16 protein-coding genes, 1 tRNA gene, 2 rRNA genes and 3 pseudogenes (1 of these 22 only partly in view) are annotated in these 25,274 nt (G+C 62.8%); 15 read left to right on the top strand and 7 right to left on the bottom strand.

Translation table 11 applies throughout. The features are described 5' to 3' along the window. From LZ585_RS03955 to LZ585_RS03965, 3 genes are all read left to right on the top strand, one after another. Positions 1 to 2,205: ribosomal RNA gene (locus tag LZ585_RS03955) — 23S ribosomal RNA — on the top strand; it begins 633 nt to the left of the window's first position. 129 nt (positions 2,206 to 2,334) lie between these two features. After that, positions 2,335 to 2,449: ribosomal RNA gene (rrf, locus tag LZ585_RS03960) — 5S ribosomal RNA — on the top strand. 61 nt (positions 2,450 to 2,510) lie between these two features. Continuing rightward, a tRNA-Met gene (locus LZ585_RS03965) sits at positions 2,511 to 2,587 on the top strand. Positions 2,588 to 2,720: 133 nt separating this feature from the next. Here the strand turns inward: LZ585_RS03965 and LZ585_RS03970 are convergent. From LZ585_RS03970 to LZ585_RS03990, 6 genes and pseudogenes are all read right to left on the bottom strand, one after another. Then, positions 2,721 to 3,037: pseudogene (locus LZ585_RS03970) on the bottom strand (IS30 family transposase); the annotation flags it as partial. Positions 3,038 to 3,212: 175 nt separating this feature from the next. Further along, positions 3,213 to 3,479, bottom strand: a pseudogene (locus LZ585_RS14985) (transposase); the annotation flags it as partial. A gap of 259 nt (positions 3,480 to 3,738) precedes the next feature. Next, positions 3,739 to 4,377, bottom strand: a pseudogene (locus LZ585_RS03975) (integrase core domain-containing protein); the annotation flags it as partial. Further along, positions 4,328 to 4,522, bottom strand: a complete 195-nt coding sequence (locus LZ585_RS03980) for a hypothetical protein (RefSeq protein ID WP_234855144.1) — start codon at positions 4,520 to 4,522, stop codon at positions 4,328 to 4,330. The pseudogene LZ585_RS03975 and the gene LZ585_RS03980, both read right to left, overlap by 50 nt. Before the next feature lie 180 nt (positions 4,523 to 4,702). Further along, entirely contained in the window at positions 4,703 to 5,098 is a 396-nt protein-coding gene (locus LZ585_RS03985; protein WP_234855145.1) for a hypothetical protein, read from the bottom strand. 87 nt (positions 5,099 to 5,185) lie between these two features. Then, on the bottom strand, positions 5,186 to 8,539 hold the full coding sequence (locus LZ585_RS03990) for a M10 family metallopeptidase C-terminal domain-containing protein (protein WP_234855146.1): 3,354 nt from the start codon (positions 8,537 to 8,539) through the stop codon (positions 5,186 to 5,188). A 140-nt stretch (positions 8,540 to 8,679) separates the two neighbouring features. Here LZ585_RS03990 and LZ585_RS03995 point away from each other — a divergent pair, with 140 nt between their 5' ends. From LZ585_RS03995 to LZ585_RS04025, 7 genes are all read left to right on the top strand, one after another. Continuing rightward, positions 8,680 to 8,931 carry a hypothetical protein gene (locus tag LZ585_RS03995; protein ID WP_234855147.1) on the top strand — a complete coding sequence of 84 codons (252 nt, stop codon included), beginning with the start codon at positions 8,680 to 8,682 and terminating at the stop codon, positions 8,929 to 8,931. Further along, positions 8,928 to 10,124, top strand: coding sequence for a M24 family metallopeptidase (locus LZ585_RS04000; RefSeq protein WP_234855148.1), 1,197 nt, complete (start codon positions 8,928 to 8,930; stop codon positions 10,122 to 10,124). The genes LZ585_RS03995 and LZ585_RS04000 overlap by 4 nt, the downstream gene beginning before the upstream one ends. Positions 10,125 to 10,298: 174 nt before the next feature. After that, positions 10,299 to 11,900, top strand: coding sequence for an ABC transporter substrate-binding protein (locus tag LZ585_RS04005; protein ID WP_234855149.1), 1,602 nt, complete (start codon positions 10,299 to 10,301; stop codon positions 11,898 to 11,900). 74 nt (positions 11,901 to 11,974) lie between these two features. After that, positions 11,975 to 12,982 carry an ABC transporter permease subunit gene (locus tag LZ585_RS04010; protein WP_234855150.1) on the top strand — a complete coding sequence of 336 codons (1,008 nt, stop codon included), beginning with the start codon at positions 11,975 to 11,977 and terminating at the stop codon, positions 12,980 to 12,982. Then, positions 12,979 to 13,878, top strand: coding sequence for an ABC transporter permease subunit (locus LZ585_RS04015; protein WP_234855151.1), 900 nt, complete (start codon positions 12,979 to 12,981; stop codon positions 13,876 to 13,878). The genes LZ585_RS04010 and LZ585_RS04015 overlap by 4 nt, the downstream gene beginning before the upstream one ends. Positions 13,879 to 13,883: 5 nt before the next feature. After that, positions 13,884 to 14,723 (top strand): ABC transporter ATP-binding protein, encoded by an 840-nt coding sequence (locus LZ585_RS04020; RefSeq protein WP_234855152.1) that lies wholly within the window; start codon positions 13,884 to 13,886, stop codon positions 14,721 to 14,723. Then, positions 14,720 to 15,565, top strand: a complete 846-nt coding sequence (locus LZ585_RS04025; RefSeq protein ID WP_315857632.1) for an ATP-binding cassette domain-containing protein — start codon at positions 14,720 to 14,722, stop codon at positions 15,563 to 15,565. Before LZ585_RS04020 ends, LZ585_RS04025 begins: the two co-directional genes overlap by 4 nt. 129 nt (positions 15,566 to 15,694) lie before the next feature. On the opposite strand, the gene LZ585_RS04030 is transcribed toward LZ585_RS04025, so the two are convergent. Then, entirely contained in the window at positions 15,695 to 16,618 is a 924-nt protein-coding gene (locus LZ585_RS04030) for a LysR family transcriptional regulator (RefSeq protein WP_234855153.1), read from the bottom strand. A gap of 150 nt (positions 16,619 to 16,768) precedes the next feature. On the opposite strand from LZ585_RS04030, the gene LZ585_RS04035 reads away from it, so the two are divergent. The 5 genes from LZ585_RS04035 to LZ585_RS04055 all read left to right on the top strand — a co-directional run bounded on the left by LZ585_RS04035 (position 16,769) and on the right by LZ585_RS04055 (position 25,271). Further along, positions 16,769 to 20,158, top strand: coding sequence for an indolepyruvate ferredoxin oxidoreductase family protein (locus tag LZ585_RS04035; protein WP_234855154.1), 3,390 nt, complete (start codon positions 16,769 to 16,771; stop codon positions 20,156 to 20,158). A gap of 86 nt (positions 20,159 to 20,244) precedes the next feature. Then, positions 20,245 to 21,057 (top strand): glutamate racemase, encoded by an 813-nt coding sequence (locus LZ585_RS04040; RefSeq protein WP_234855155.1) that lies wholly within the window; start codon positions 20,245 to 20,247, stop codon positions 21,055 to 21,057. Between the two features lie 19 nt (positions 21,058 to 21,076). Next, on the top strand, positions 21,077 to 21,526 hold the full coding sequence (gene ccmE / locus LZ585_RS04045) for a cytochrome c maturation protein CcmE (RefSeq protein WP_234855752.1): 450 nt from the start codon (positions 21,077 to 21,079) through the stop codon (positions 21,524 to 21,526). A 425-nt stretch (positions 21,527 to 21,951) separates the two neighbouring features. Continuing rightward, positions 21,952 to 24,132 carry a phosphoribosylformylglycinamidine synthase subunit PurL gene (purL, locus tag LZ585_RS04050; RefSeq protein ID WP_234855156.1) on the top strand — a complete coding sequence of 727 codons (2,181 nt, stop codon included), beginning with the start codon at positions 21,952 to 21,954 and terminating at the stop codon, positions 24,130 to 24,132. Continuing rightward, entirely contained in the window at positions 24,129 to 25,271 is a 1,143-nt protein-coding gene (locus tag LZ585_RS04055) for a bifunctional 2-C-methyl-D-erythritol 4-phosphate cytidylyltransferase/2-C-methyl-D-erythritol 2,4-cyclodiphosphate synthase (RefSeq protein ID WP_234855157.1), read from the top strand. Before purL ends, LZ585_RS04055 begins: the two co-directional genes overlap by 4 nt. Positions 25,272 to 25,274 lie beyond the last annotated feature (3 nt).

Here is a 25,274-nt window from a genome sequence, read left to right on the forward strand (position 1 = left end):
AAGCCGTTAGGTGTAGGCGCAGCGAAAGCGAGTCTTAAATGGGCGCATGAGTTAGATGGATCAGACCCGAAACCGAGTGATCTAGGCATGAGCAGGATGAAGGTTGGGTAACACCAACTGGAGGTCCGAACCCACACCTGTTGAAAAAGGTCGGGATGACTTGTGCCTAGGGGTGAAAGGCCAATCAAACTCGGAGATAGCTGGTTCTCCGCGAAAGCTATTTAGGTAGCGCCTCGGACGTATCCCTCGGGGGGTAGAGCACTGCATGGATGATGGGGGCCCACAGCCTTACTGAGTCTAAGCAAACTCCGAATACCCGAGAGGACTATCCGGGAGACACACGGCGGGTGCTAACGTCCGTCGTGGAGAGGGAAACAACCCTGACCAACAGCTAAGGCCCCCAATTCGTGGCTAAGTGGGAAAGCATGTGAGACTTCCAAAACAACCAGGAGGTTGGCTTAGAAGCAGCCATCCTTTAAAGATAGCGTAACAGCTCACTGGTCTAATCAAGAGGTCTTGCGGCGAAGATGTAACGGGGCTCAAGCCACGAGCCGAAGCTTTGGATGTGCATTTATGCACGTGGTAGCGGAGCGTTCTGTGATATAGGACGCTGCCTCTTCTGACCCTTCGGGGGCAGCGGAGGCAATGTTCTGACTGTGAAGCTGGGCCGTGAGGCATCCGGTGGAGTGATCAGAAGTGAGAATGTTGACATGAGTAGCGACAAACAGGGTGAGAGACCCTGTCGCCGAAAGTCCAAGGGTTCCTGCTTAAAGCTAATCTGAGCAGGGTAAGCCGGCCCCTAAGGCGAGGCCGAAAGGCGTAGTCGATGGGAACCAGGTTAATATTCCTGGGCCAGGAGATGGTGACGGATCCCGAGGGTAGTTCGATCTTAACGGATTGATCGGGCTGCTTAGGGGTTCCTGGAAATAGCCCTCCACAAGACCGTACCCTAAACCGACACAGGTGGACTGGTAGAGAATACCAAGGCGCTTGAGAGAACCACATTTAAGGAACTCGGCAAAATACCTCCGTAAGTTCGCGAGAAGGAGGCCCGATTGGTGCGCAAGCATCGGTCGGGGGCACAAACCAGGGGGTGGCGACTGTTTACTAAAAACACAGGGCTCTGCGAAGCCGCAAGGCGACGTATAGGGTCTGACGCCTGCCCGGTGCCGGAAGGTTAAAAGGAGATGTGCAAGCATTGAATTGAAGCCCCGGTAAACGGCGGCCGTAACTATAACGGTCCTAAGGTAGCGAAATTCCTTGTCGGGTAAGTTCCGACCTGCACGAATGGCGTAACGACTTCCCCGCTGTCTCAAATGTGGACTCAGCGAAATTGAATTGTCTGTGAAGATGCAGACTTCCCGCGGTTAGACGGAAAGACCCCATGCACCTTTACTACAACTTCGCACTGGCATCAGGATTGCGATGTGCAGGATAGGCGGTAGACTTTGAAGCGGGGACGCTAGTCCTCGTGGAGTCATCCTTGAGATACCGCCCTTCGCACTCTTGATGTCTAACCGCGGCCCGTTATCCGGGTCCGGGACCCTGCGTGGTGGGTAGTTTGACTGGGGCGGTCGCCTCCCAAACAGTAACGGAGGCGCGCGAAGGTTGGCTCAGAGCGGTCGGAAATCGCTCGTTGAGTGCAATGGCAGAAGCCAGCCTGACTGCAAGACTGACAAGTCGAGCAGAGACGAAAGTCGGCCATAGTGATCCGGTGGTCCCGAGTGGAAGGGCCATCGCTCAACGGATAAAAGGTACGCTGGGGATAACAGGCTGATGATGCCCAAGAGTCCATATCGACGGCATCGTTTGGCACCTCGATGTCGGCTCATCTCATCCTGGGGCTGGAGCAGGTCCCAAGGGTATGGCTGTTCGCCATTTAAAGAGGTACGTGAGCTGGGTTTAGAACGTCGTGAGACAGTTCGGTCCCTATCTGCCGTGGGTGTTGGAGACTTGAGAGGAGTTGCCCCTAGTACGAGAGGACCGGGGTGAACGTTCCACTGGTGGACCTGTTGTCGTGCCAACGGCAGTGCAGGGTAGCTATGAACGGACAGGATAAACGCTGAAGGCATCTAAGCGTGAAGCCCCCCTCAAAACAAGGTCTCCCTTGAGAGCCGTGGAAGACCACCACGTCGATAGGCCGGAGATGTACGTGCAGCAATGCATTCAGTTGACCGGTACTAATGGCTCGATAGGCTTGATTTGATCCGGAAGAAGACAGACTTCCGTGTGCGCAGGCACACAGAACTGAAATCTTCCAACGCATCCTTGGACAACATCGTCCCGCAATCCCCCAAAAGGATCGCGGGACAACGCTGATCGCCTCTTTCCCGGTCTGGTGGCCCTAGCGCGAGCAAAACACCCGATCCCATCCCGAACTCGGCCGTTAAGTGCCGCTGCGCCGATGGTACTGCGTCTCAAGACGTGGGAGAGTAGGTCACCGCCAGACCTGGAAAGACGCGATAAAATCTCCCTGAAAACGATGAAAAAACCGACACCGACAACCCTGCCGCGGGGTAGAGCAGCCCGGTAGCTCGTCAGGCTCATAACCTGAAGGCCGCAGGTTCAAATCCTGCCCCCGCAACCAAACCAAGCCTAAAATGACACAAGCCCCGGATAAACGCCGGGGCTTTGGCATGTCCGCGTCTTGCAGGAATGCGAGGTTTGCTTTGCGCTGCACTCTCCATTCTGAATGCACCAGTCCTGTAGAGCGGGGTTCGTCATGGTGCCTCCCATCGTATCAGTTCGTCTCGGAACGCTTCGGTGGGTGTTCGATAGCCCAGACACTTTCGGGGGCGTGGCGTTCAACCGCTGACACATCATCCTCATCGAACGAGGTGTCAGCTGCGACACAGCAGCGTCCCGGGGCAGGCAGCGACGGAGCCGCTTGTTCCTGTTCTCGACTGAGCCCCTTTGCCACGGCTTGCGCGTCGCAGAACCACGCCTTCGTGCCAAGGCCGGTTTCCAGCTCGCGCCAGGCCACGAACTCCAGGCCGCGGTCAAAGGTGATCGAGTGCCGCGCGTCGGCGGGCAGAGGGCGACATAGGCCCGCAGGGAGATCTTTCGTATTTGATAGTCGTGGCTGGGTGAGGCTACAGTGTCGGGACGCGACATGCAGGTGCACGGCAGCAAAGCGTGATGTCAGATCGACGTTGCTGTCCTCGCGCCATGGGAAGGTCTTCCACATATCGGCGTTTGTGCAGCGGGTGCGGCGCGGCGCGGATCTGATCGATCGCCATCTCAGGCTCGGTTTGGACAACAATCTCGTCTGGCATCTTTGCTTTTTGTCGATGTTACGGATCATCCAACCAGATCTCTGGAAGCCAAAGCTGCCACGCAGTCGGCAAGCCCGACCTCATTGCCAATGGAAAGACTGACTGCTATCTGGCAATAGTCCTGCTTGCCGAGATGTCCGCAATGTTGACGGGCGACAACCCCGGGATGGTTGCTCTTTGGGGAAAGCCCGTGTCACCGATAATCCGGGCCGTGACCGAGCCACCGCCTTTCATGCGGGAGCAAGACTCGATAGCAAACGCGCCCCATCAGCGCTTCGTCTGACCAAGAGGCTTGTCCCAGAAAGAATAAAAGGAACTGGTGCCTGGTGCAAACATGCGACGGCGCCGTCACCGCGGCCAGTGGCGCCACGCTTTTGCACCGCGCCGGCATCATCAACCCCGTGCAATCCATCAAGGCTCCGCACGATCCACCTGGTCTTGCCCCCGTTTCACCGGACACTCCTCAGGCGGTTGCTGTTTGAGCTGCGATAAACTTGCGTGGCGAGCGCATCTTCAGCCCTGAATGCGGGTGGTTGTTGTTGTAATCCTTGATCCAGCTTCCGATCAATCCAAGGACTGTCTGGGCATCCGGCAGCGGTGTCACCTGGGCGTAATCGCGCTTCAGCGTCTTTACGAAAGGCGAGCCATTGTTCGCCACTGGTCCGAGGACATGGCGAGCGAGACACCGTTGCTTTGTGGGCTCTGCACCGGTGTGAAGCAGGGTTTCAGCCCCAGCTGGCGCGCGGAGATCTGCGTTTCCTTCGCAATGGAAGGGGAGCCCTTGTCGGACAGCATCTCAATGACCGAAGGTGCGCGACATGTGCCGAAGCGACGTTCGACGGCTTCGAGCATGATGTCGCGAATGTCGGACCCGCTGATGCCGGCATTGACCACAGCCCTCCAGGCGATGATCTGCGGTCATGGGCATTGATGATAAAAGCGTCCCGGACGATGTCGCCGTTCCGAGCCGGGTAAACTCAAAGCCGTCACTGCACCAGCGGAGGTTCGAGCGCATCACGTTGATCCTGCCGTCATGGATGTGCTCCGGCCGCTCAGAATATTTCCGCGCCAGCAGCAAGTTGTGTGCTGTCATGATCCTGTAGGTGCTTGAGTTGATACCGCTTCAGGCCGCCATACTTCTTGCGCCCGCGATAATACATCGGCTCGGTCACGCCGATCTGCCGCACCGCGTCGGAAATCGCCATTCCTTGTCCATGAAGCACTTCAATCTGCCGAAGTTTCAGCACGATATCTTCTGGTTCGTCTCGCTTGCATGCCACCTGCTGTCCTCCTGAAGGGGATAATTCTGTCCGAGTGGGGGACCAGTTCAGGGGGGCACTCCAGCGGCGGGCCAAAGTTATCTAAGGTTAACTATGCGTCAGGGCGAAACGGGATGCCAGCAAAGCTTGGGTGCGCCACGCGCGTCCTCAGTACATAACGGTATGCAGGGTGATGGTGGCGGGTGCGCCTGCCTGAACCTGCGTGCTGCCCCGCGCGATCAGCCAGCCATCCGCCCGCTGCAACCGTGCAACGACCTGCCGGGGCAGGGGACCGCCCGTTGCGGATGGGGGCAGGGCTATCAACACATTCATCTGTCTTGATCCGCCATCGCTCTGGGCATTTATCCGTGCACCGCCGGATGGCCGGCTGGCTGCTCCGTCAAGATATACGACCAATTCACCCTTCGGGATCGTCCCGCCGCCTTCGTAGGCGACGGCAACTTCGATCTGGGTCGGATGGGGCGCATCGGCCCCGGCGGTTGCCGCAATCGCCGCAGTCGCGGCGGCCAACAATATCGTCCGGCGATGGGCAAGCCGCTTCATCTTGCGTTCCTCATTGCTTTCGCCCTGCCGAATTTTCCCACGGCGTGGCAGAAGGGGGCGCGGTGCCGCGCGCCCGTTCGGGTTGCTTCAGACAACATAGAAATCTTCGGCCGAAAGGCCAAGATTCGTGCCCAGCCTCGCGAACCTGACGGCAGCCGTCTGGCCCGATCCATCTGCGTCATAGGACAGAAAGCCGCTGTCGCTGTCATAAAGGATCCGGTCGTCCGCATCCTGGGCTGCACCGCCCGGACCGCTGCGGAACGCCCCGAAGGCAAGGGCGCCAAGCGCGCCGATCCCGTCGAAGATGTCACCTGCAAGCAGGATCAGGTCGTCGGCCACGTTGAAGTCCGAAATGCGGTCGATGTTTCCATCCCCAAGCGCGGTCGAGAAGCGGAACGAATCCTCGCCCGTGCCGCCGATCAGAAAGTCCGCGGCCAACCCGCCATCCAGCAGGTCGCTGCCCGATCCGCCTCGAAGCGTATCCTTGCCGGAAATCCCGGGCTGGACCGGTTCGGGCGGGAACTCCACCGACACGTTCAGTTCATATGTCGAACCTTCGGGAACCGACGGCGACCAGCCGTTCCCGGGCGCGTCGGGCGACCAGCTTCCCTCGACGATATAATATGTTCCGGTTTCCTCGACGGTGAAGACGGTGCTTGAATCGCGGTTGGTGGTCGATCCGGGATCGCCGCCGCCATCGTCGTTCTCAGTGACGATGTTGCCGTCGCTGTCCAGCAGCCTGACCCAGCTGTCATGGACATCGGGATCGGCAATGCCGTCGATGTCGATGGTGATCAGCGTGCCCGCCGCCAACTCGATGCTGTAGTAACCGGCCTTGCCGGTCCCGGTGGCATTGACGGTGGTATGCAGGACCGTGGTGGAATCGAAGATGTCGGGATCGGCGGTCAGCGAGAAGTTGTCGGAAATGTCGAGGGCCGTCGCGATCGAACCGTTGGTCGCGTCCGGCCCAAGGGTGACATAGCCGCTGCCCAGGCCGGGGCGCGGCAGGGGTTCGCCCTGGGGGGTGAAATCGCCCAGCAGGGTGTCATCGCCGTTCCCGGCGCGCAGGTCGTCGGCGCCCCCTTGGCCGGTCAGCATATTAGCGCCGCCGTTCCCGCTGATCCGGTCGTTGAACCCCGAGCCAGCGCCGTTTTCGATCGAGACATAGACATCACCGTCAGGCCCGCCGCGTGCCAGGTCGATGCGGACCCCGGCCGCAGCATCGGCATAATCCGCCGTGTCGCGCCCCGCGCCGCCCAGCAGGGTATCGGCGCCCGCCCCGCCTGCCAGGGTGTCGTCGCCCGAACCGCCGGACAGTTCGTTGGCCACGTCGTTGCCGGTGATGTGGTCGTCATGGAACGAGCCGACCGCGTTTTCGAAACCGGCCAGGATGTCGTGGCGGATGACCGTGCCGCGCCCGACGATCTGCACGGGACCGTCGGCATCGCCGCCCCGGGCAGATCCGTCGGCCAGGTCAATCCTGACGGCGGCCGAGCTTCCTGCATAGACGACCGTGTCGATTCCTGCGCCGCCGTCCAGGTAATCCTGGCCCGCCCCGCCGATGATCGTGTCGTCGCCGCCTTCGCCATACAGGATGTCGCCGTCGTTGCCGCCATCCAGCAGGTCGTTGCCATCACGGCCGTTGAAATAATCGCCGCCGCCCTGGCCCCGGAAATGGTTGGCCGCCGAACTGCCGACAAAGCGGTCGATCCGGTCATCGGATCCGATCAGGTTCTCGATGCTGTCGAAGGTATCGCCTGATGCGGTGCCGCCGCTGGCGACGTTGGTTTCCAGGTTGACCAGCAACTGGAACGGGCTTTCCCGGCTGAAATCCACCGTATCGCTGCCCGAGCCGCCCCGGAAGACATCGACGCCCGCCTGGCCCAGCAGCAGGTCGTCGCCATTGCCCCCGTCCAGCGTATCGTCGCCCGCGCCGCCAAAGATGGTATCGTTGCCATCCCCGCCATACAGCGCGTCGTCGCCGTCGTCGCCGTCGTCGCTTTCGGTCTGGTCCGCCAGGTCCGCGACGTCGATCGTGTTGTTGATGTCGCGGCTGGCCAGGGAATCGCGCCCGCCTGTGATCAGGTCGTCACCGCCCAGGCCGAGGATCGTATTGCCGCCCGCTCCACCGTCCAGGGTGTTGTTGCCTCCATCGCCCACAAGGATGCTGGAAAGGGGCGGGCCGCCGTTGCCTGCGGGATCCCCGCCGTCATTCCGGGGGTCCGGGACGGTTCCGCCTGCATAGATGATGGTTTCCACATTGGCGACGGTGCCGATGTCCAGGCCATCGGCAATCACGATGATCGTGTCGCTGCCGCCATCCGCGTCCTCGCGGACAATGTCGTCGGCGGAATCGACGAAATAGGTGTCATTGCCGCCGTTGCCCGCCATGCGGTCGGCCCCGCCGCGCCCGTCCAGCACGTTATCCCCATCATTGCCGATCAGGATGTCGGCGAACCCGCTGCCGATTCCCTTCTCGATATGGTATTCGGTCTGGTCGGCATTGTGGCCGGCAAAGATCGATACGTTGTTGCTGTGGCCGTTCACGCTGGAAAACTGGCCCGCGCGCAGGTCAAGGATCGTTCCCGCCGTTGACCCGGAAAAGTTGATGGTGTCGTCGCCGCCCGTGTCATGGATGACAAAGCCGATATCGCGCTGCGTCCCCGTCGGTGTCAGCAGATAGCCGTATTCGGTGCTGTTGAAGCCGTAAACGTTGCTGCCGGTGTTCAGGGCGATCGTCTGATAGGTGCGCTGCCCGTCCGCATCCACGGTCGAGAAGAACCGGCGGATCACGGCCTCGATGTCAGCCGTCAAGGGCGTCGCGGCCGACCAGCGGCTTTCCTCGCCCACGTCGATGCCGTCGAAATAGGACATGACGCTGTATTGCTGCCGGTCATAGATCCAGGTCGCATTGTTCAGATAGTTGATCTGCACGCCCCCAGGACCGCTGTAATTGTACAGGCCGGGGTGGTTCAGGCCGAATTCATGCCCGAATTCGTGAACAAAAGAATCAAAGACATAGCCGCCGATGTCGGTCAGGTCCGGTTCGGTGTCGTGGAACCTTTGGCCGATGCTGACATACTGGTCGGCGGAATAGGCGCTGCCATCGTCCAACTCGCCCAGTTCGGGGCTGACAACCTCCATCCAGTCGGTCGTTGCGTCGAACGGCGCATCATCGACGATCTCGAACCGCAGGGGCGTGACCGACGACCACAGCGTAAGGGCGCCGACGGCGGCGGCCTTGTACTCGGGATGGTCGTTCAGTTCGTGGACGTTGATCCGCAGCGGTTCGGACGCAGTGGCGGGCGTCAGGTCGCGTCTCAATGCGCCCAGGTGATCCAGGAACGCGTCGTAGTCTTCGCTTTTCCCATAAGGATTGTCGGGCGTTTGGTCATTGATCCACCATTCTTCGGTATTCTGGATCGAGGTCGTGGCCGGCATGATCTGGATCTCCCTGTGCAGCAACCTTGGGTGGTCCGTGCTGGATGGCTTGACGCCTTGGAGTTCGGGCACGCGCTGCGTGTATTACGTGCAGAACCTATTACCAGGGTTGATGATGATCGCGGTGCGAAAATCTGTCCATGCTTGCACAACCCCGCATTGACGATATTATAAGCATTGCCAATCAATACTTTGTTCAGCCCATTTCGCAGGATAGGCGAAGTTCGGCCGAGATGGTCGCGGGATTGGGCGCTGTTTTGCATGCCAATCTGAAGGCGATTTTTTCGCGGAACAAAACGCAAATGGCCTTGGCATGGATCGTCAACCGCTGGGCGACTTGCTGCGAGACTGGGGAAACGGATAGAACGTCGATGGAAAAGGACGTTGCATGACTGTCAGAACCACCCAAGCCGCGCCAACCGATCTTGACCACGCGCTGGCATCCTTTCACCCGGTATCTGCCACGCCCATCGGCGTTGCTGCATACAAGGCGCGGCTTGCCGCCCTTCGGGCCGAAATTCGCGTGGCGGGGCTGGCGGCGGTCTGGCTGGACGGATCCTCGTCGCTGACCTATTTCACCGGGCTGCGGCTGGGCCAGTCCGAACGGATCCACGGCGCCCTGGTGGCCGCCGAAGGACCGCCGGCCTATCTGACACCGGCTTTCGAGGCGCCAAAGCTGGATGCCTTGCGGCAAATCCCCGGCCCGATGCTGATGTGGGAAGAAGACGAAGATCCGTTTGCGCTTGTCGCGCGATACTTGGGCGATCTGCCCGGCAGGGGGCTGGGTCTGGACCCGGCAACGCCCTTTGGCTTTGCATCGCGAATGATGGCGGCCCTGGACGGGCAGGGTTGTTCCGCGGCAGGGATCATCGCCGGATTGCGGCAGATCAAGTCCGCCGAGGAAATCGCCATCATCCAGACCGCGATGGATGCAAGCTGGCACATCCAGCGGGCGGTCCATTCCGGCCTGCGCGCCGGGATCACCACAACCGAGATCGGCCAGTTCATCGACGCGGCGCACCAGGCGTCGGGGATGAAACCGCTGTTCCACGCCGTCCAGTTCGGCCAGGCAACGGCCTTTCCGCATGGCGTGCCGGATCCCCAGATCCTGGAACGTGGCGACATGGTGCTGGTTGACATGGGGGGCACGCTGCACGGGTATCGGTCCGACATCACCCGCAGCTATGTGTTTGGCGCGCCCACCGCGCGGCAGCGGCACCTGTGGGGGATCGAACGCGCGGCCCAGGCGGCAGCCTTTGCCGCCGCGCAGGTCGGCACGCCGTGCGAGGCGGTGGACGCCGCCGCCCGCACGGTGATCGCCGCCGCCGGGTTCGGGCCGGGTTACGCGGTGCCCGGCCTGCCGCATCGCACCGGCCACGGCTTGGGGCTGGATATCCACGAGGACCCCTGGATCGTGAAGGGGAACCAGACGCCCCTGCAGCCCGGAATGTGCTTTTCAATCGAGCCGATGCTGTGCCTTTATGGCGAATGCGGCATCCGGCTGGAGGATATCGTCCACATGACCGGAGACGGGCCGCGCTGGTTCAATCCGCCCGCCGATGACCTGGACCGGCCGTTTGGGTAAGCAAGATTGACCTTGAATCCGGCTTGTGGTTTTAAGAACAGACGTATCGTCATAGCCGTTGCTGGTGGAACAATCATCCTGTCCAGGTGTATGCCTGCATAATATGCACCGCGAATCCCCGTCTGGCGACAACGCGGTCACAAGTTCAACAGAGAGCGTAAAGGATCAATCCGCATGAACCACCTGTCCCGCAGCCTTCTGGCCGTATCGGCCCTGGCGATGATGACCGCCGTGGCCGAGGCCAAGACCTTTGTCTATTGCTCGGAAGCCTCGCCCGAGGGCTTCGATCCGTCGCCCTATACCGCAGGCACCACCTTCGACGCGTCTGCCCACCCGATCTATAACCGCCTGACCGAGTTCAAGAAGGGCACGACCGAGGTCGAACCGGGCTTGGCCGAAAGCTGGGAAGTGTCCGAGGACGGCACGGAATACACCTTCAAGCTGCGCCAGGGCGTCAAATGGCAGTCGAACGACCGCTTCACCCCGACCCGCGATTTCAACGCCGATGACGTGATCTTCTCGTTCCAGCGGCAGGGCGATTCCGCCCATCCCTGGCACCAGTACATCCCGGGCATCACCTATGAATACTATACCTCCATGGATATGCCGAACCTGGTGAAGTCCATCGAGAAGGTCGACGACCATACCCTCAAGATCACGCTGAACCAGCCAGAGGCGCCGTTCCTGGCAAACATCGCGATGCCTTTCGCGTCGATCGTGTCCAAGGAATATGCCGACACGCTGGAGGCCGCGGGCGCCCAGGAAGACCTGAACAACCTGCCGATCGGCACCGGGCCGTTCAAGTTCGTGGCCTATCAGAAGGACGCCGTGATCCGGTATCAGAAGAACCCCGATTACTGGGGCACGGCGCCCAAGATCGACGACCTGATCTTTGCGATCACGCCCGATTCCTCGGTCCGTCTGCAAAAGCTGAAGGCCGGCGAATGCCACCTGATGCCCTATCCCTCGCCCGCCGACCTGGACTCGATCCGGGCCGACGACAGCCTGAAGCTGGATGAACAGCCGGGCCTGAACGTGGGATATCTGGCCTATAACACCACGGTTGCGCCCTTTGACAATCCGAAGGTCCGCAAGGCGTTGAACATGGCCATCAACAAAGAGGCCATCATCGACGGGGTTTTCCAGGGCGCGGCCGAACCCGCCAAGAACCCGATCCCGCCGACCATGTGGTCCTATAACGACAGCATCGAGGATGATCCCTACGATCCCGAAGCCGCCAAGGCGATGCTGGAGGCCGAAGGCGTCACCGGCCTGTCCATGAACATCTGGGCGATGCCGGTCCAGCGGCCCTATATGCCCAACGCCCGCCGCACGGCCGAACTGATGCAAGAAGACCTGTCCAAGGTCGGCGTGAACGCGCAGATCGTATCCTATGAATGGGGCGAATACCTGTCCAAGTCGATGGAAGCCGGCCGCGACGGCGCGGTGATCCTGGGCTGGACCGGCGACAACGGCGATCCCGACAACTTCCTGTCGGTGCTGCTGTCTTGCGATTCCGCCAAGGAAGGCGGCGCGAACCGCGCGTTCTGGTGCAACGAGGAGTTCTCGGATCTGCTGCGTCAGGCCAAGGTGACGGCTAATGCGGCGGAGCGCACGAAGCTTTACGAACAGGCACAGGTCGTCTTCAAGGACCAGGCGCCCTGGCTGACCATCGCGCATTCGACCCAATACGTGCCGATGTCGACCAAGGTGTCGGGCTTCCAGATGAGCCCGCTTGGCGATTTCACCTTCGAGACCGTTGATCTGGCCGAATAGGCCCTTCGCGTCACACCTTCGACAAATGAACGCGCGGGCTCGAGTTCCCGCGCGTTCCTCAAGGAACAAGGCACATGGTCCGTTTCCTCCTTTCGAAGCTGCTGTATCTGGTCCCGACTTTCCTGGGGATCACGATCGTTGCCTTTGGCTTTGTCCGCATCCTGCCCGGCGATCCGGTGCTGTTGATGGCGGGCGAACGCGGCGTATCGCCTGAACGTCACGCCGAACTCAGCGCGCAACTGGGCTTCGACAAGCCGATCGTGATGCAGTACCTGGATTTTCTGGGACGCCTGCTGCAAGGCGACCTGGGCAATTCGCTGGTCACGAAAAAGCCCGTGCTGACCGAATTTCTGGCCCTGTTTCCGGCAACCGTCGAACTGGGCCTGTGCGCGATCATCATCGCGACGCTGGTGGGCGTCCCGGTGGGCGTGCTGGCGGCGATCAAGCGGGGCAGCTGGTTCGATCAGGTGTCCATGACATCGGCCCTGGTCGGCTTTTCGATGCCGATCTTCTGGTGGGGTTTGCTGCTGATCATCTTCTTTTCGGGTTTCCTGGGCTGGACGCCGGTGTCGGGCCGCATCAGCCTGATGTATTTCTTTCCCCAAGGCACCGGCTTCATGCTGATCGACAGCCTGATGTCGGGGCAGGACGGTGCGTTCCGGTCGGCGGTCAGCCACCTGATCCTGCCCTCGGTGGTGCTGGCCACGATCCCGCTGGCGGTGATCGCCCGGCAGACACGATCGGCCATGCTGGAGGTTCTGGGCGAGGATTACGTCCGCACCGCTCGCGCCAAGGGTATGCCGCGGCGCCGGGTGATCGGCGTCCATGCGCTGCGCAACGCGATGATCCCGGTCGTCACCACCATCGGCCTTCAGATCGGCGTGCTGATCGCAGGCGCGATCCTGACCGAGACGATCTTCAGTTGGCCGGGCATCGGCAAGTGGATGATCGATTCCATTTCGCGCCGCGACTATCCTGTCGTGCAGTCGGGGCTGCTGCTGATCGCGGGAATGGTGATGGTGGTGAACCTGCTGGTTGACCTGACCTATGGCCTTATCAACCCCAGGATCCGCGCGTCATGAGCAATACCGCCGAACTTTCTACCGCCGCGATCCGCCGCCAGATGCTGTCCGAGTTCTGGTTCTATTTCCGCCAGAACCGGGGCGCCGTGGCCGGGCTGGTGGTGTTCATCCTGCTTGTGCTGACCGCGCTGTTTGCGCCGGTCCTGGCGCCGCATGATCCGACCACCCAATATCGTGACGCATTTCTGACGCCGCCTTTCTGGCAAGAGGGTGGCCGGGCCGAGTTCCTGCTGGGCACCGATGCCGTCGGCCGGGATATGCTGTCGCGGCTGATCTTTGGCGCGCGCTATTCGCTTTTCATCGGCATCGTCGTGGTGTCGGTCGCCCTTGTCGGCGGCGTGATCATCGGCCTGATCGCGGGGTTTTTCCGTGGCTGGGTCGATGGGCTGATCATGCGCGTGATGGATGTGATCCTGGCATTCCCGTCGCTGTTGCTGGCACTGGTTCTTGTCGCCGTGCTGGGACCGGGGCTGACCAATGCGATGATCGCCATCGCCATCGTTTACCAGCCGCACTTCGCCCGCCTAACCCGCGCCGCCGTGATGGGCGAGATGCGGCGCGAATATGTCACCGCCGCGCGCGTCGCAGGCGCAGGCAACCTGCGGCTGATGTTCAAGACCATCCTGCCCAACTGCCTGGGACCACTGATCGTGCAGGCGACGCTGTCCTTTTCCTCGGCGGTGCTGGATTCGGCCGCACTGGGATTCCTGGGCATGGGGGCACAGCCCCCTGCGCCCGAATGGGGGACCATGCTGGCCGAGGCTCGCGAATTCATCCTGCGGGCATGGTGGGTGGTCACCCTGCCGGGGTTGGCCATCCTGGTCTCGGTCCTGGCGATCAACATGATGGGCGACGGGCTGCGCGACGCGCTTGACCCCAAACTGAAGCGGAGCTGATGCCCATGTCGTTGTTGACCATCCGCAACCTGACCGTCAGGTTCGCCACCGCGACCGGCAGCTTCACAGCCGTGGACGGGGTGGACCTGTCCGTGGACCGCAGCGAGGTTCTGGCCATCGTGGGCGAATCCGGGTCGGGCAAGTCGGTGTCGATGCTGGCGGTGATGGGCCTTCTGCCCGATACCGCCACCGTCACGGCCGATGAAATGACCTATGACGGCCAGAATATGCTGACGATGACCGATGCCGAGCGGCGCAAGCTGATCGGCCGGGAAATCACGATGATCTTCCAGGAACCCGTGGCGTCGCTGAACCCGTCCTTCACCGTAGGCTTCCAGATCGAGGAAGTCCTGCGCCTGAACCTGGGCCTGTCGGGCAAGGCTGCGCGCAACCGCGCCCTGGACCTGTTCCGTTCCGTGGGCATCCCGGAGCCGGAAGAAAAGCTGAAATCCTATCCGCACCAGATGTCGGGCGGGCAGTGCCAGCGGGTGATGATCGCCATCGCCATCGCATCGAACCCCAGGCTGCTGATCGCGGACGAGCCGACCACCGCCCTGGACGTGACCATCCAGAAACAGATCCTGGATCTGCTGATGAAGCTGCAGGAAGATTACGGCATGGGCCTGATCCTGATCACGCATGACATGGGCGTGGTGGCCGAAACCGCAGACCGCGTGGTGGTCCAGTACAAGGGCCGCAAGATGGAGGAGGCCGAGGTGCTGGACCTGTTCGAGAACCCGCAAAGCCCCTATACCCGTGCGCTTCTGTCGGCCCTGCCGGAACACGCGACCGGCGACCGCCTGCCCACCGTGTCCGACTTTTTCATCGAGGAGGCCGCGCGATGACACCTGTTGTCGAGGGACGCGCAATCGTCCGGGATTATCACGTTCCAGGCAATATGCTGCGCCGCGCCAAGTCCGTCCGCGCGGTCAAGGGCATCGATTTCAGCGTACACAAGGGCAAGACGCTGGCGATTGTCGGCGAATCCGGTTCCGGCAAGTCCACGCTGGCCCGCATCATCGCGCTGATCGACGCGCCCTCGCAGGGGGAATTGCTGATCGAGGGACAGCGCGTCGACATCAACGCCAGCCGCCCCGGTCCCGAATTGCGGTCCAAGGTGCAGATGGTGTTCCAGAACCCTTATGGCAGCCTGAACCCGCGCCAGAAGATCGGCGATGTGCTGACGGAACCCTTGGTCATCAACACCGATGTGCCCGCCGCCGAACGGCGCGACCGGGCCCGGGCGATGCTGAAAAAGGTCGGCCTGATGCCCGAGCATTACAACCGCTATCCGCATATGTTCTCGGGCGGGCAACGGCAGCGGATCGCGATTGCGCGTGCGCTGATGCTGAACCCGTCGCTGCTGGTCCTGGACGAACCGGTCTCGGCGTTGGATCTGTCGGTGCAGGCGCAGGTTCTGAACCTGCTGGCCGATTTGCAGGACGAACTGGGCCTGACCTATGTCTTCGTCAGCCACGACCTGTCGGTGGTCCGCTATATCGCCGACGACGTGATGGTGATTTCCGAAGGCGAGGCGGTGGAACAGGCGTCGCGCGATGCGATCTTTTCCGATCCGACCCATCCTTATACCCGGCAGCTGTTCGCCGCGACCCCGGTCACCGATACCCAGGCAATCCGGGCGCGGGTGGCCCGCCGCAAGGCCGCACGGCAAGCCGCAGCGGTCTGAGGGGCCATTGGCCGTCCCCAGTCCGCGCAGCGACAAGACCATGCGGCTTGGCAGGGGCCAGAAGCGTGGGATCGCCACCCTTGCCGCCCGGCGTGGGGCGCGCGGATCCGCAAATGGCGCGATGCTGGCCTAACTAGTGCCGATGGCCTCGGACAGCAGGGCTTCGCTTTGGCGGCGACGAAAGGCCTGGATTTCCTCCAGCACGAAGTCGCGGAACACGGCGACGCGGCGGGTTTGGCGCAGTTCCTCGGGATAGGCCAGGAAAACCGGCACCTCGCCGGATTCCGTATCGGGCAGCACGCGCACCAACCGCTTGTGATCGGCGGTCAGGTAATCGGGCAAGACCCCGATCCCCAGATTGGCCAACACCGCCTGCAACACGCCGAAGTAATTGTTCACCGTCAGGGTCGATCCGATGTTCTGGGCCATGATGTCCTGGACCAGCCGCGCGCCCGCCGCCACTTGCGGCTGGTCGGGCCGCTGGCAGATCAGGCGGTGGGGCGACAGATCCGCCATCGCCGCAGGCGCGCCCGCCTTGTCCAGGTATTCCTGGGTCGCGTAAAGGCGCATCCGCACCGACAGCAGACGCCGCCGGATCAGGTCGGACTGGCTGGGTTCCTTCATGCGGATGGCCACGTCGGCTTCGCGCATGGGCAGATCCAGTACCCGTTCCTCGAGCATCAGGTCGATCTTGAGGTCGGGATATTTTTCGTAAAGCTTGACCAGCTTCGGGGCCAGCCACAGCGTGCCGAAACCGACCGTGGCCGTGACCTTCAACTCGCCAAAGACGTGTTCCTCGCTGTCGCGGATCCGGGCAGATGCCGTGTCCAGCTTGCGCGCCATGGACGATGTGGCGTCGAACAGCAACTCGCCCTGTTCGGTCAGAATCAGTCCCCGCGCATGGCGGTGGAACAGGGTCGTTCCCAGGGCTTCTTCCAGCGCGCGAATCTGCCGGCTGACGGCGGATTGCGACAAATGCAGCGTGTCGCCAGCATGGGTCAGGCTGCCCGCATCGGCAACGGCGTGGAATATTCTAAGCTTGTCCCAGTCCATGCTGTTACAATCCTGCCGTGACTGCCATGCGTTTTTTGCAGACCTAACCTGAATGCTGCATTCCAGCAAGCAAAAGCCGCACACGCATTTTTTCCTTCGTCGGTCAGCAAAGCTGACCTATAATGCCCGCAAGGTGGAGGAGACGCCAAGATGAGCAAGCAGGAATTTTCGCTAGCCGACCGGTTCGACCTGACCAAGCCGCAAGTGCTGCTGAACGGCACGCAAGCCCTTGTCCGGCTGATGCTGATGCAGGCGGCGCGCGACAAGGCGGCGGGGTTGAACACGGCAGGCTTTGTCACGGGCTATCGCGGATCGCCGCTGGGCGGCGTCGATCTGCAGATGATGCGCGAAGGCAAGCGGCTGGGGGAGGCGAACATCCTGTTCCAGCCGGGCCTGAACGAGGATCTGGCCGCCACCGCCATCTGGGGCAGCCAGCAGGCGGAACTGCGCGGCGAGGGCAAATACGACGGCGTCTTTGCCCTGTGGTATGGCAAGGGTCCGGGCGTGGACCGGTCGGGCGACGTGATGCGGCACGCCAACATGGCCGGGTCGTCCCCGCATGGCGGCGTGGTGATGGCCATGGGCGACGACCATACCGGCGAAAGCAGTTCCGTGCTGCACCAGTCCGATTGGGCGATGATCGACCGCTATATCCCGGTGCTGTCGCCTGCGGGGGTGCAGGAAATCCTGGACTATGGCCTGTATGCCTTTGCGCTGTCGCGGTTCGCGGGCGTCTGGACCGGGCTGAAGACCATGAAGGACACGGTCGAGGCGACCTCGGTCGTGAACGGCGATCCGTTCCGGCTGTCCTTCGTCACCCCGGACTTCCAGATGCCGGAAGGCGGGCTGAACATCCGCCTGCATGACACGCCCGTCGCGTCCGAAGCGCGGATGATCGACTATAAACGCTGGGCGGCCGAGGCGTTTTCGCGCGCCAACAAGATCGACCACAAGGTCTGGGGCAAGCCCGGCGCCAAGATCGGCTTCGTCGCGGCGGGCAAGAACTGGCTGGATCTGGTCCACGCGCTGTCCCTGCTGGGCATCGACGAGGCCGAGGCCGAACGGCTGGGCCTGACCACCTACAAGGTCGGCCAGACCTGGCCCTTGGACATGAAGTCCTTCCAGGAATGGTCCGAGAACCTTGAACTGGTCGTCTGCGTCGAGGAAAAGCGCAAGCTGATCGAGGTGCAGTTGAAGGAAGCGATCTTCGACAACCGCCACGGCCGCCGCGTCCATGGCTGGAAGCACGACCGCACCGGTGCGGAACTGTTCCCCACCCGCTATGCGCTTGACCCGGTGATGATCGCCCAGACCATTGGCGAAATCCTGATCGAGGAAGGCCGCGGAACCGACCATATCAAGGCGGGCCTGACCCGGCTGGCCGAGGTGCGCCGCGCCGACAACGCGCCGGAAATCGCCACCCGGACCCCGTGGTTTTGTTCAGGCTGCCCGCACAACAGTTCGACCAAGGTGCCCGAAGGCAGCCGCGCCTATGCCGGGATCGGCTGTCACTACATGGTGCAGTGGATGGACCGGGAAACCACCGGCTTCACTCATATGGGCGGCGAAGGCGTGAACTGGGTGGGCGAGGCGCCGTTTTCCAAGACCAAGCACGTCTTCCAGAACCTGGGCGATGGAACCTACAACCATTCGGGATCGCTGGCGATCCGCGCGGCCATCGCGGCGGGCACAACGATCACCTACAAGATCCTGTTCAACGACGCGGTCGCCATGACCGGCGGGCAGCCCAACGAAGGCGGGTTGACCGCCCAGCAGATCGCCGAGGAACTGGTGGCGATGGGCGTGAAGCCCCTGGTCGTCGTCTATGACGAAAAGGAAGACATCGACCAAAAGCAGTTCCCTGCCGGGCTGCGGTTCGAGGAACGGGCCGAACTGATGGCCGTTCAGCGCGAGATGGCGGAAACGCCGGGCGTCAGCGCGATCCTTTACATCCAGACCTGCGCCGCCGAAAAGCGCCGCCGCCGCAAGCGCGGCAAGTTCCCCGATCCCGACCGCCGCGTCTGGATCAACCCCGAGGTCTGCGAGGGCTGCGGCGATTGCGGGGTGCAGTCGAACTGCGTGTCGATCGTGCCACTGGACACGGAACTGGGCCGCAAGCGTCAGATCGACCAATCCAGCTGCAACAAGGATTATTCCTGCGTCAAGGGATTCTGCCCCAGCTTCGTCACCGTGGAAGGCGGCAAGCTGAGAAAGCCCAAGGCGGAATCCTTCGACATTCCCGACCTGCCCGCCCCCGCCTTGCCCGCGATCAGCGGCACCCATAACGTCGTCATCACCGGCGTGGGCGGCACCGGCGTGGTGACCATCGGTGCCGTGCTGGCCCAGGCCGCCCATATCGACGGCAAGGGCGCCGGCATGATGGAGATGGCGGGCCTCGCCCAGAAGGGCGGCGCGGTCCATATTCACCTGCGCCTGGCCAACCGCCCCGAGGACATCAGCGCCATCCGCGTCGCTGTGGGCGAGGCTGATTGCATCATCGGCGGCGATCTGGTCGTCACGGCAGGGGCCAAGACCATCGGCCTGATGACGACGAACCGCACCGGCGCGGTGGTCAACGACCACGAGATCATCACGGGCGATTTCACCCGCCTGCGCGATTTCCGCGTGCCGTCGGACCAGCTCAAGGTTTCGCTTCAGGCGCGGCTGCGCGACCGCGTGGCTTTCTTCGACGCCAATGACCTGGCGCTGCGGATGCTGGGGGATTCGATCTATTCCAACATGCTGGTGCTGGGCGCGGCCTGGCAGCAGGGGCTGTTGCCCTTGTCGCTGGACGCGATCATGCAGGCAATCGACCTGAACGGCGCCAAGGTCGCGGAAAACCAGCGCGCCTTCCAGATCGGCCGCTGGGCCATGGCCTTCCCCGACCAGACCCGCAAGCCGGCGCCTGTCACGCAACTGCCCCCCGATCCCATCGCCTATCGCGAAGCGCGGTTGGTCGGATACCAGAACAAGCGGCTGGCGAAGCGTTTCCGCAAGCTGGTCGATGCGGCCCCCGCGCCCCTGCGTGAAAGCGTCGCGCGCGGGTATTACAAGCTGCTGGCCTACAAGGACGAATACGAGGTCGCGCGGCTGCACCTGACAACGGCCGAACAGATCGCCCAGCAATGGGACGGCGACACCAGGCTGACCCTGCACATGGCCCCGCCGATCCTGTCCGGCAAGACTGCCGAAGGGCGTCCGAAGAAACGAGAGTTCGGTGCCTGGATGCTGACGGCCTTCAAGGTTCTGGCCCGGATGAAAGGCCTGCGCGGCACCCCCTTCGACCCCTTCGGCTATTCGGCTGAACGCCGCCACGAACGCGCCATGATCCGCGAATACGAGGCGGACCTGCGCGAGGTTCTGGCGGGGGTCACGGACGCCACCATGCCCGTCGCCATCGAGCTTGCCGAACTGCCCCTGACGGTGCGCGGCTTTGGCCCGGTCAAGGAACAGGCGGCGGCGCTTGCGGCCACACGACGCGCGGAATTGCTGGCCCAGTTCCGCAGCGGCCAAGCCCCCTTGCAGCAGGCGGCCGAATGACACTTTGGTGGGCAACCTGATCTAAGTCATTTCCAAGACCCGCGATGCGCCGTAAAAAGCGCCTCGCGACAGGCAAGGATGACAGCATGGCAGTGGGCGTTTTCGATTCGGGACTGGGCGGGTTGACGGTTCACCAGGCCATCGCCGCGCGCCTGCCTGACCTGCCGCTGATCTATCTGGGCGACAACAAGCACACGCCTTATGGCACCCGCACTGCCGACGATATCTTTGACCTGACCTGCGCAGGCGTGGAACGACTGTGGGCCGAAGGCTGCGACTTGGTGATCCTGGCCTGCAATACCGCAAGCGCCGCCGCGCTGAAGCGGATGCAGGAAACCTGGCTGCCCGCCGACAAGCGCGTCCTTGGCGTCTTCGTCCCCCTAATCGAGGCGCTGACCGAACGCCGCTGGGGCGACAATTCGCCACCCCGCGAGGTCGCCGTGAAGCACGTCGCCCTGTTCGCCACCCCGGCCACCGTCGCCAGCCGCGCCTTCCAACGGGAACTGGCGTTCCGCGCCGTGGGCGTCGATGTCGAAGCGCAGCCTTGCGGCGGCGTCGTCGATGCCATTGAAATGGGCGACGAAATCCTGGCCGAGGCGCTTGTGTCCTCTCATGTGGAGGCGCTGCTGCGCCGGATGCCCCATCCCCAGGCCGCCGTGCTTGGCTGCACGCATTATCCGCTGGTGGAAGCCGCCTTCCAGAAGGCACTTGGTCCCCATGTCAAGGTTTTCAGCCAGGCGGGGCTGGTTGCGGAAAGTCTGGCTGATTATCTGCAGCGCAGGCCTGAATTCCTGGGATCGGGCACGGAATCCAAGAACCTGACGACCGGCGATCCGGTGCGGGTATCGGGCAAGGCCACCCAGTTCCTGCGCCGCCCGATCCAGTTCGAGGCAGCATGAGGGTATCGACATGGCTGGCATGAAATCCCTGAAGAAACGCCGCCGCATCCAGGTGATCGTCGCGGCCGCCGTGGCCTTGCTGATTGCGGTCGGCCTGATCGGTTATGGTTTCCGCCACGGGATCAACCTGTATCGCTCGCCCGCCCAGGTGGCCCAAGCCGCGCCCGAACCTGACGAATATTTCCAGTTGGGCGGCTTGGTGAAGGAAGGCTCGATCGTCAATCGCGATGGGGTGGAATTCGATTTCGTGATCACCGATGGCGCGGTGGAAATCCCGGTCAGCTATGTCGGGCGCGACCCGCGGCCCGACCTGTTCACCGAAGGGCAGGGCACCATCGCCAAGGGATATTACCGCGATGGCCGGTTCGAGGCCCGCGACCTGCTGGCCAAGCACGACGAAACCTATATGCCGAAAGAGGTTGTCGATACGCTGAAGGAAAGCGGCGTGTATCAGGATCCGAACAGCTAGGGTCAGGGCTGACAGCCAGATCGTCATCGTTGCGGGCATGATCTGACTGGGCAGGTCGGGTGTTAAAATCCTGACCTTCTCAACCTCGGCGTTCCTACCCGGTGCTACCGGACATCCTTTTGACCAGGACAAGGAAACAGCGGCATATCTGCAACTTTCGCGTGCAGCCATTCCGCGACTGCATGGCCGCTATGTTGTCCCGATGGGTTCATTGGTCTTGAACCGTTAATAACCTGCCCATAAATCAAGCGTAGAAGGCGATGGACCGCGTAATCGCGCATCACCTTCTACCTCCCTGTTGGACTTAGGCCGGGCCTTGTGCCCGGCTTTTTTTTGGCCCGGCCCCGGGACGGGTTAGGGCGGGCCTTCCCATGCAGGGCGTCTGTGCCTAAAAGGCGCCAGACCCTTGGCAGGAAGGCACCACGATGCAGGAACCGACGATCACCCCCGACCTGATCGCCGCGCACGGGCTGAAGCCCGACGAATACGACCGGATCCTGGACATCATCGGTCGCGAACCGACCTTTACCGAACTGGGCATCTTCAGCGCCATGTGGAACGAGCATTGTTCCTATAAATCGTCGAAGAAATGGCTGCGCACCCTGCCCACCACCGGCCCCCAGGTGATCTGCGGGCCGGGCGAGAATGCGGGCGTGGTGGATATCGGCGACGGGCAGGCCGTGGTCTTCAAGATGGAAAGCCACAACCACCCCAGCTATATCGAGCCGCATCAGGGCGCCGCGACCGGCGTGGGCGGCATCCTGCGCGACGTCTTCACCATGGGCGCGCGCCCGATTGCCGCCATGGACGCGCTCTCCTTTGGCCGCCCCGAACATCCCAAGACCCTGCATCTGGTCAAGGGCGTGGTCGAGGGCATTGGCGCCTATGGGAATGCCTTCGGCGTCCCGAACGTGGGCGGAGAGGTCCGTTTCCACCGCAGCTATGACGGCAACTGCCTGGTCAACGCCTTCGCGGCGGGCCTAGCTGATGCGGACAAGATCTTCTATTCCGCCGCTTCCGGCATCGGGATGCCGGTGGTTTATCTGGGCGCCAAGACCGGCCGTGATGGTGTCGGCGGCGCGACGATGGCCAGCGCCGAATTCGACGACAGCATCGAGGAAAAGCGCCCCACGGTTCAGGTGGGCGATCCCTTCACCGAAAAATGCCTGCTGGAAGCCTGCCTTGAACTGATGCAGACGGATTCCGTCATTTCCATCCAGGACATGGGCGCGGCTGGCCTGACCTGTTCGGCGGTCGAGATGGGCGACAAGGGCGGGCTTGGCATCAAGCTGATCCTGGACAACGTCCCGCAGCGCGAAACCAACATGACCGCATACGAGATGATGCTGTCTGAATCCCAGGAACGGATGCTGATGGTCCTCAAGCCCGAGAAGGAGGCCGAGGCTCGCGCCATCTTCGAGAAATGGGACCTGGACTTCGCCATCGTGGGCGAGACGATCGCCGAGGACCGTTTCCTGATCCTGCATGGCAATCAGGTCATGGCCGACTTGCCGCTGTCCAAGCTGTCCTCCTCGGCGCCGGAATACGACCGCCCCTGGGTGGAAACGCCCGCCGCCGGGGCTGCGCCGAAGCTGCCCGCGATCACGCCCATCAAGGCGCTGCGGGCGCTGATCGGCAGTCCCTCCTATGCCCACAAGGGCTGGGTCTGGGAACAATACGATACCCAGGTCGGGGCCGACACGATCCGCCGCCCCGGCATGGGCGCGGGCGTGGTCCGCGTGCACGGCACGAACAAGGCGCTGGCCTTTACCAGCGACGTGACGCCCCGCTATGTCAAGGCCAACCCCTATCAAGGCGGCAAGCAGGCCGTGGCCGAGGCTTATCGCAACCTCTCCGCCGTCGGCGCGCTGCCCTTGGCCACGACCGACAACCTGAACTTCGGCAATCCCGAAAAGCCCGAGATCATGGGCCAGCTTGTCGGCGCCATCAAGGGCATCGGAGAAGCCTGCGCGGCGCTGGATTTCCCGATCGTGTCGGGGAACGTGTCGCTGTATAACGAAACCGACGGCAAGGGCATCCTGCCCACCCCCACCATCGGCGGCGTGGGCCTGATCGACGACCTCTCGAACCTGATCGCTGGCCTGCCCGTGGAGGGCGACGTGGCCATCGTAATCGGCCGGACCCAAGGCCATCTTGGCCAGTCGGCCTTGGCCGCCGAGGCCTTCGGGATCGAGGAGGGCGACGCCCCCTTTGTGGACCTTGCCGCCGAACGCAAGCATGGCGAGTTCCTGCGTGCCAACCGCGCCCATGTGAAATCCGCCACCGACCTGTCCGATGGCGGCCTTGCCCTTGCCGCCTTCGAGATGGCCGAGGCTGCCGGCATCGGCATCCGCCTGGACAGTGGCGACATCGCGCAACTGTTCGGCGAAGACCAAGCCCGCTATCTGGTCGCCTGTGACGCGGCGGGTGCTGACACCCTTCTGAAGGCGGCCGAGGCTGCGGGCGTTCCTGCCGCGCAGGTCGGCGTCTTCGGCGGCCTGGCCGTGCAGATGGGCGAGGATGCAGGCGATCTGGCCGAACTGTCGGACCTGTATCGCACCGCCTTTGCCCAGGCGATCCGGGGCGATATGCCCGACCACGCATGACGGTCAAGGCGCCCTCGGGCTATGCCGCCATTGTCACCGCCGCCGGTCGCGGCACCCGCGCGGGCGGCGAGCCGAAGCAATGGCGCGACCTTCGCGGGCGCAGCATCCTTGCGCGCTCGCTTGATGCGTTTGCGGGTTTCGACCGCGTGGTGCTGGTGGTTCATCCCGACGACATGGTCCGCGCGATCCGCGACTTTGCGGGCGGCGTCACCATTGTCACCGGCGGCGGAACCCGCGCGGCCAGCGTCATGGCGGGGCTTGAGGCTCTGGAAGGGCAAGCGACACACGTCCTGATTCACGACGGCGCGCGGCCTTTGGTCAGCGACGCGGTGATCCAGGGGGTGATCGACGCGTTGCAAGGCGGTGCGCAGGCCGCAGCCCCGGCGCTGCCCGTCAGCGACGCCCTGTGGAAGGGCGCTGATGGGGCGGTGATTGGCACGACCCCCCGCGTGGGCCTGTTCCGCGCGCAGACGCCGCAGGGTTTCACCTTGGATCAGATAACCAAGGCGCACCGCCTGTACCCGGACGACGCTGCCGACGATGTGGAACTGGCGTTGAAGGCTGGGATCCCGGTTGCGATCACGCCGGGGTCCGAGGACAATCTGAAGATCACCTTTCCCGCCGATTTCGCGCGGGCCGAACGGATATTGGGGACCGCGATGGATATTCGCCTGGGCAATGGCTATGACGTTCACGCCTTCGGGCCGGGCGACCATGTCTGGCTGTGCGGCGTGCAGATCGCGCACGAGGCCGGTCTGATCGGCCATTCCGACGCCGATGTAGGAATGCATGCGCTGACCGACGCGATCTATGGCGCGCTGGCCGAAGGCGACATCGGACGCCATTTTCCGCCCTCTGACCCACAATGGAAGGGCGCAGACAGCGCGATCTTCCTGGCGCATGCGGCGGATCTGGCGCGCGAACGGGGGTTCAGCTTCGGCAATGCCGACGTGACGCTCATCTGCGAGGTGCCGAAGATCGGCCCCCATGCGCAGGCCATGCAGGCCCGCCTGGCCGAGATCATGGGCGTTGACGCCACCCGCATCAGCGTCAAGGCCACCACCTCGGAACGGCTGGGCTTCACCGGGCGGCGCGAGGGCATCGCGGCAATCGCCACCGCCGCGCTGATCAAGGCGTGACGC

Source organism: Paracoccus everestensis (assembly GCF_021491915.1).
Classification (GTDB): Bacteria; Pseudomonadota; Alphaproteobacteria; order Rhodobacterales; family Rhodobacteraceae; genus Paracoccus; species Paracoccus everestensis.

Bases quoted from the DNA above. Each gene is read 5' to 3' on its own strand.
- LZ585_RS04005 (WP_234855149.1), top strand. From the start codon at position 10,299: ATGAACCACCTGTCCCGCAGCCTTCTGGCCGTATCGGCCCTGGCGATG.
- LZ585_RS04030 (WP_234855153.1), bottom strand. From the start codon at position 16,618: ATGGACTGGGACAAGCTTAGAATATTCCACGCCGTTGCCGATGCGGGC.
- LZ585_RS04015 (WP_234855151.1), top strand. From the start codon at position 12,979: ATGAGCAATACCGCCGAACTTTCTACCGCCGCGATCCGCCGCCAGATG.
- LZ585_RS04040 (WP_234855155.1), top strand. From the start codon at position 20,245: ATGGCAGTGGGCGTTTTCGATTCGGGACTGGGCGGGTTGACGGTTCAC.
- LZ585_RS04000 (WP_234855148.1), top strand. From the start codon at position 8,928: ATGACTGTCAGAACCACCCAAGCCGCGCCAACCGATCTTGACCACGCG.
- LZ585_RS03995 (WP_234855147.1), top strand. From the start codon at position 8,680: ATGCTTGCACAACCCCGCATTGACGATATTATAAGCATTGCCAATCAA.
- LZ585_RS04010 (WP_234855150.1), top strand. From the start codon at position 11,975: ATGGTCCGTTTCCTCCTTTCGAAGCTGCTGTATCTGGTCCCGACTTTC.
- purL (WP_234855156.1), top strand. From the start codon at position 21,952: ATGCAGGAACCGACGATCACCCCCGACCTGATCGCCGCGCACGGGCTG.
- ccmE (WP_234855752.1), top strand. From the start codon at position 21,077: ATGAAATCCCTGAAGAAACGCCGCCGCATCCAGGTGATCGTCGCGGCC.
- LZ585_RS03985 (WP_234855145.1), bottom strand. From the start codon at position 5,098: ATGAAGCGGCTTGCCCATCGCCGGACGATATTGTTGGCCGCCGCGACT.
- LZ585_RS04025 (WP_315857632.1), top strand. From the start codon at position 14,720: ATGACACCTGTTGTCGAGGGACGCGCAATCGTCCGGGATTATCACGTT.
- LZ585_RS03990 (WP_234855146.1), bottom strand. From the start codon at position 8,539: ATGCCGGCCACGACCTCGATCCAGAATACCGAAGAATGGTGGATCAAT.
- LZ585_RS04055 (WP_234855157.1), top strand. From the start codon at position 24,129: ATGACGGTCAAGGCGCCCTCGGGCTATGCCGCCATTGTCACCGCCGCC.
- LZ585_RS04035 (WP_234855154.1), top strand. From the start codon at position 16,769: ATGAGCAAGCAGGAATTTTCGCTAGCCGACCGGTTCGACCTGACCAAG.
- LZ585_RS04020 (WP_234855152.1), top strand. From the start codon at position 13,884: ATGTCGTTGTTGACCATCCGCAACCTGACCGTCAGGTTCGCCACCGCG.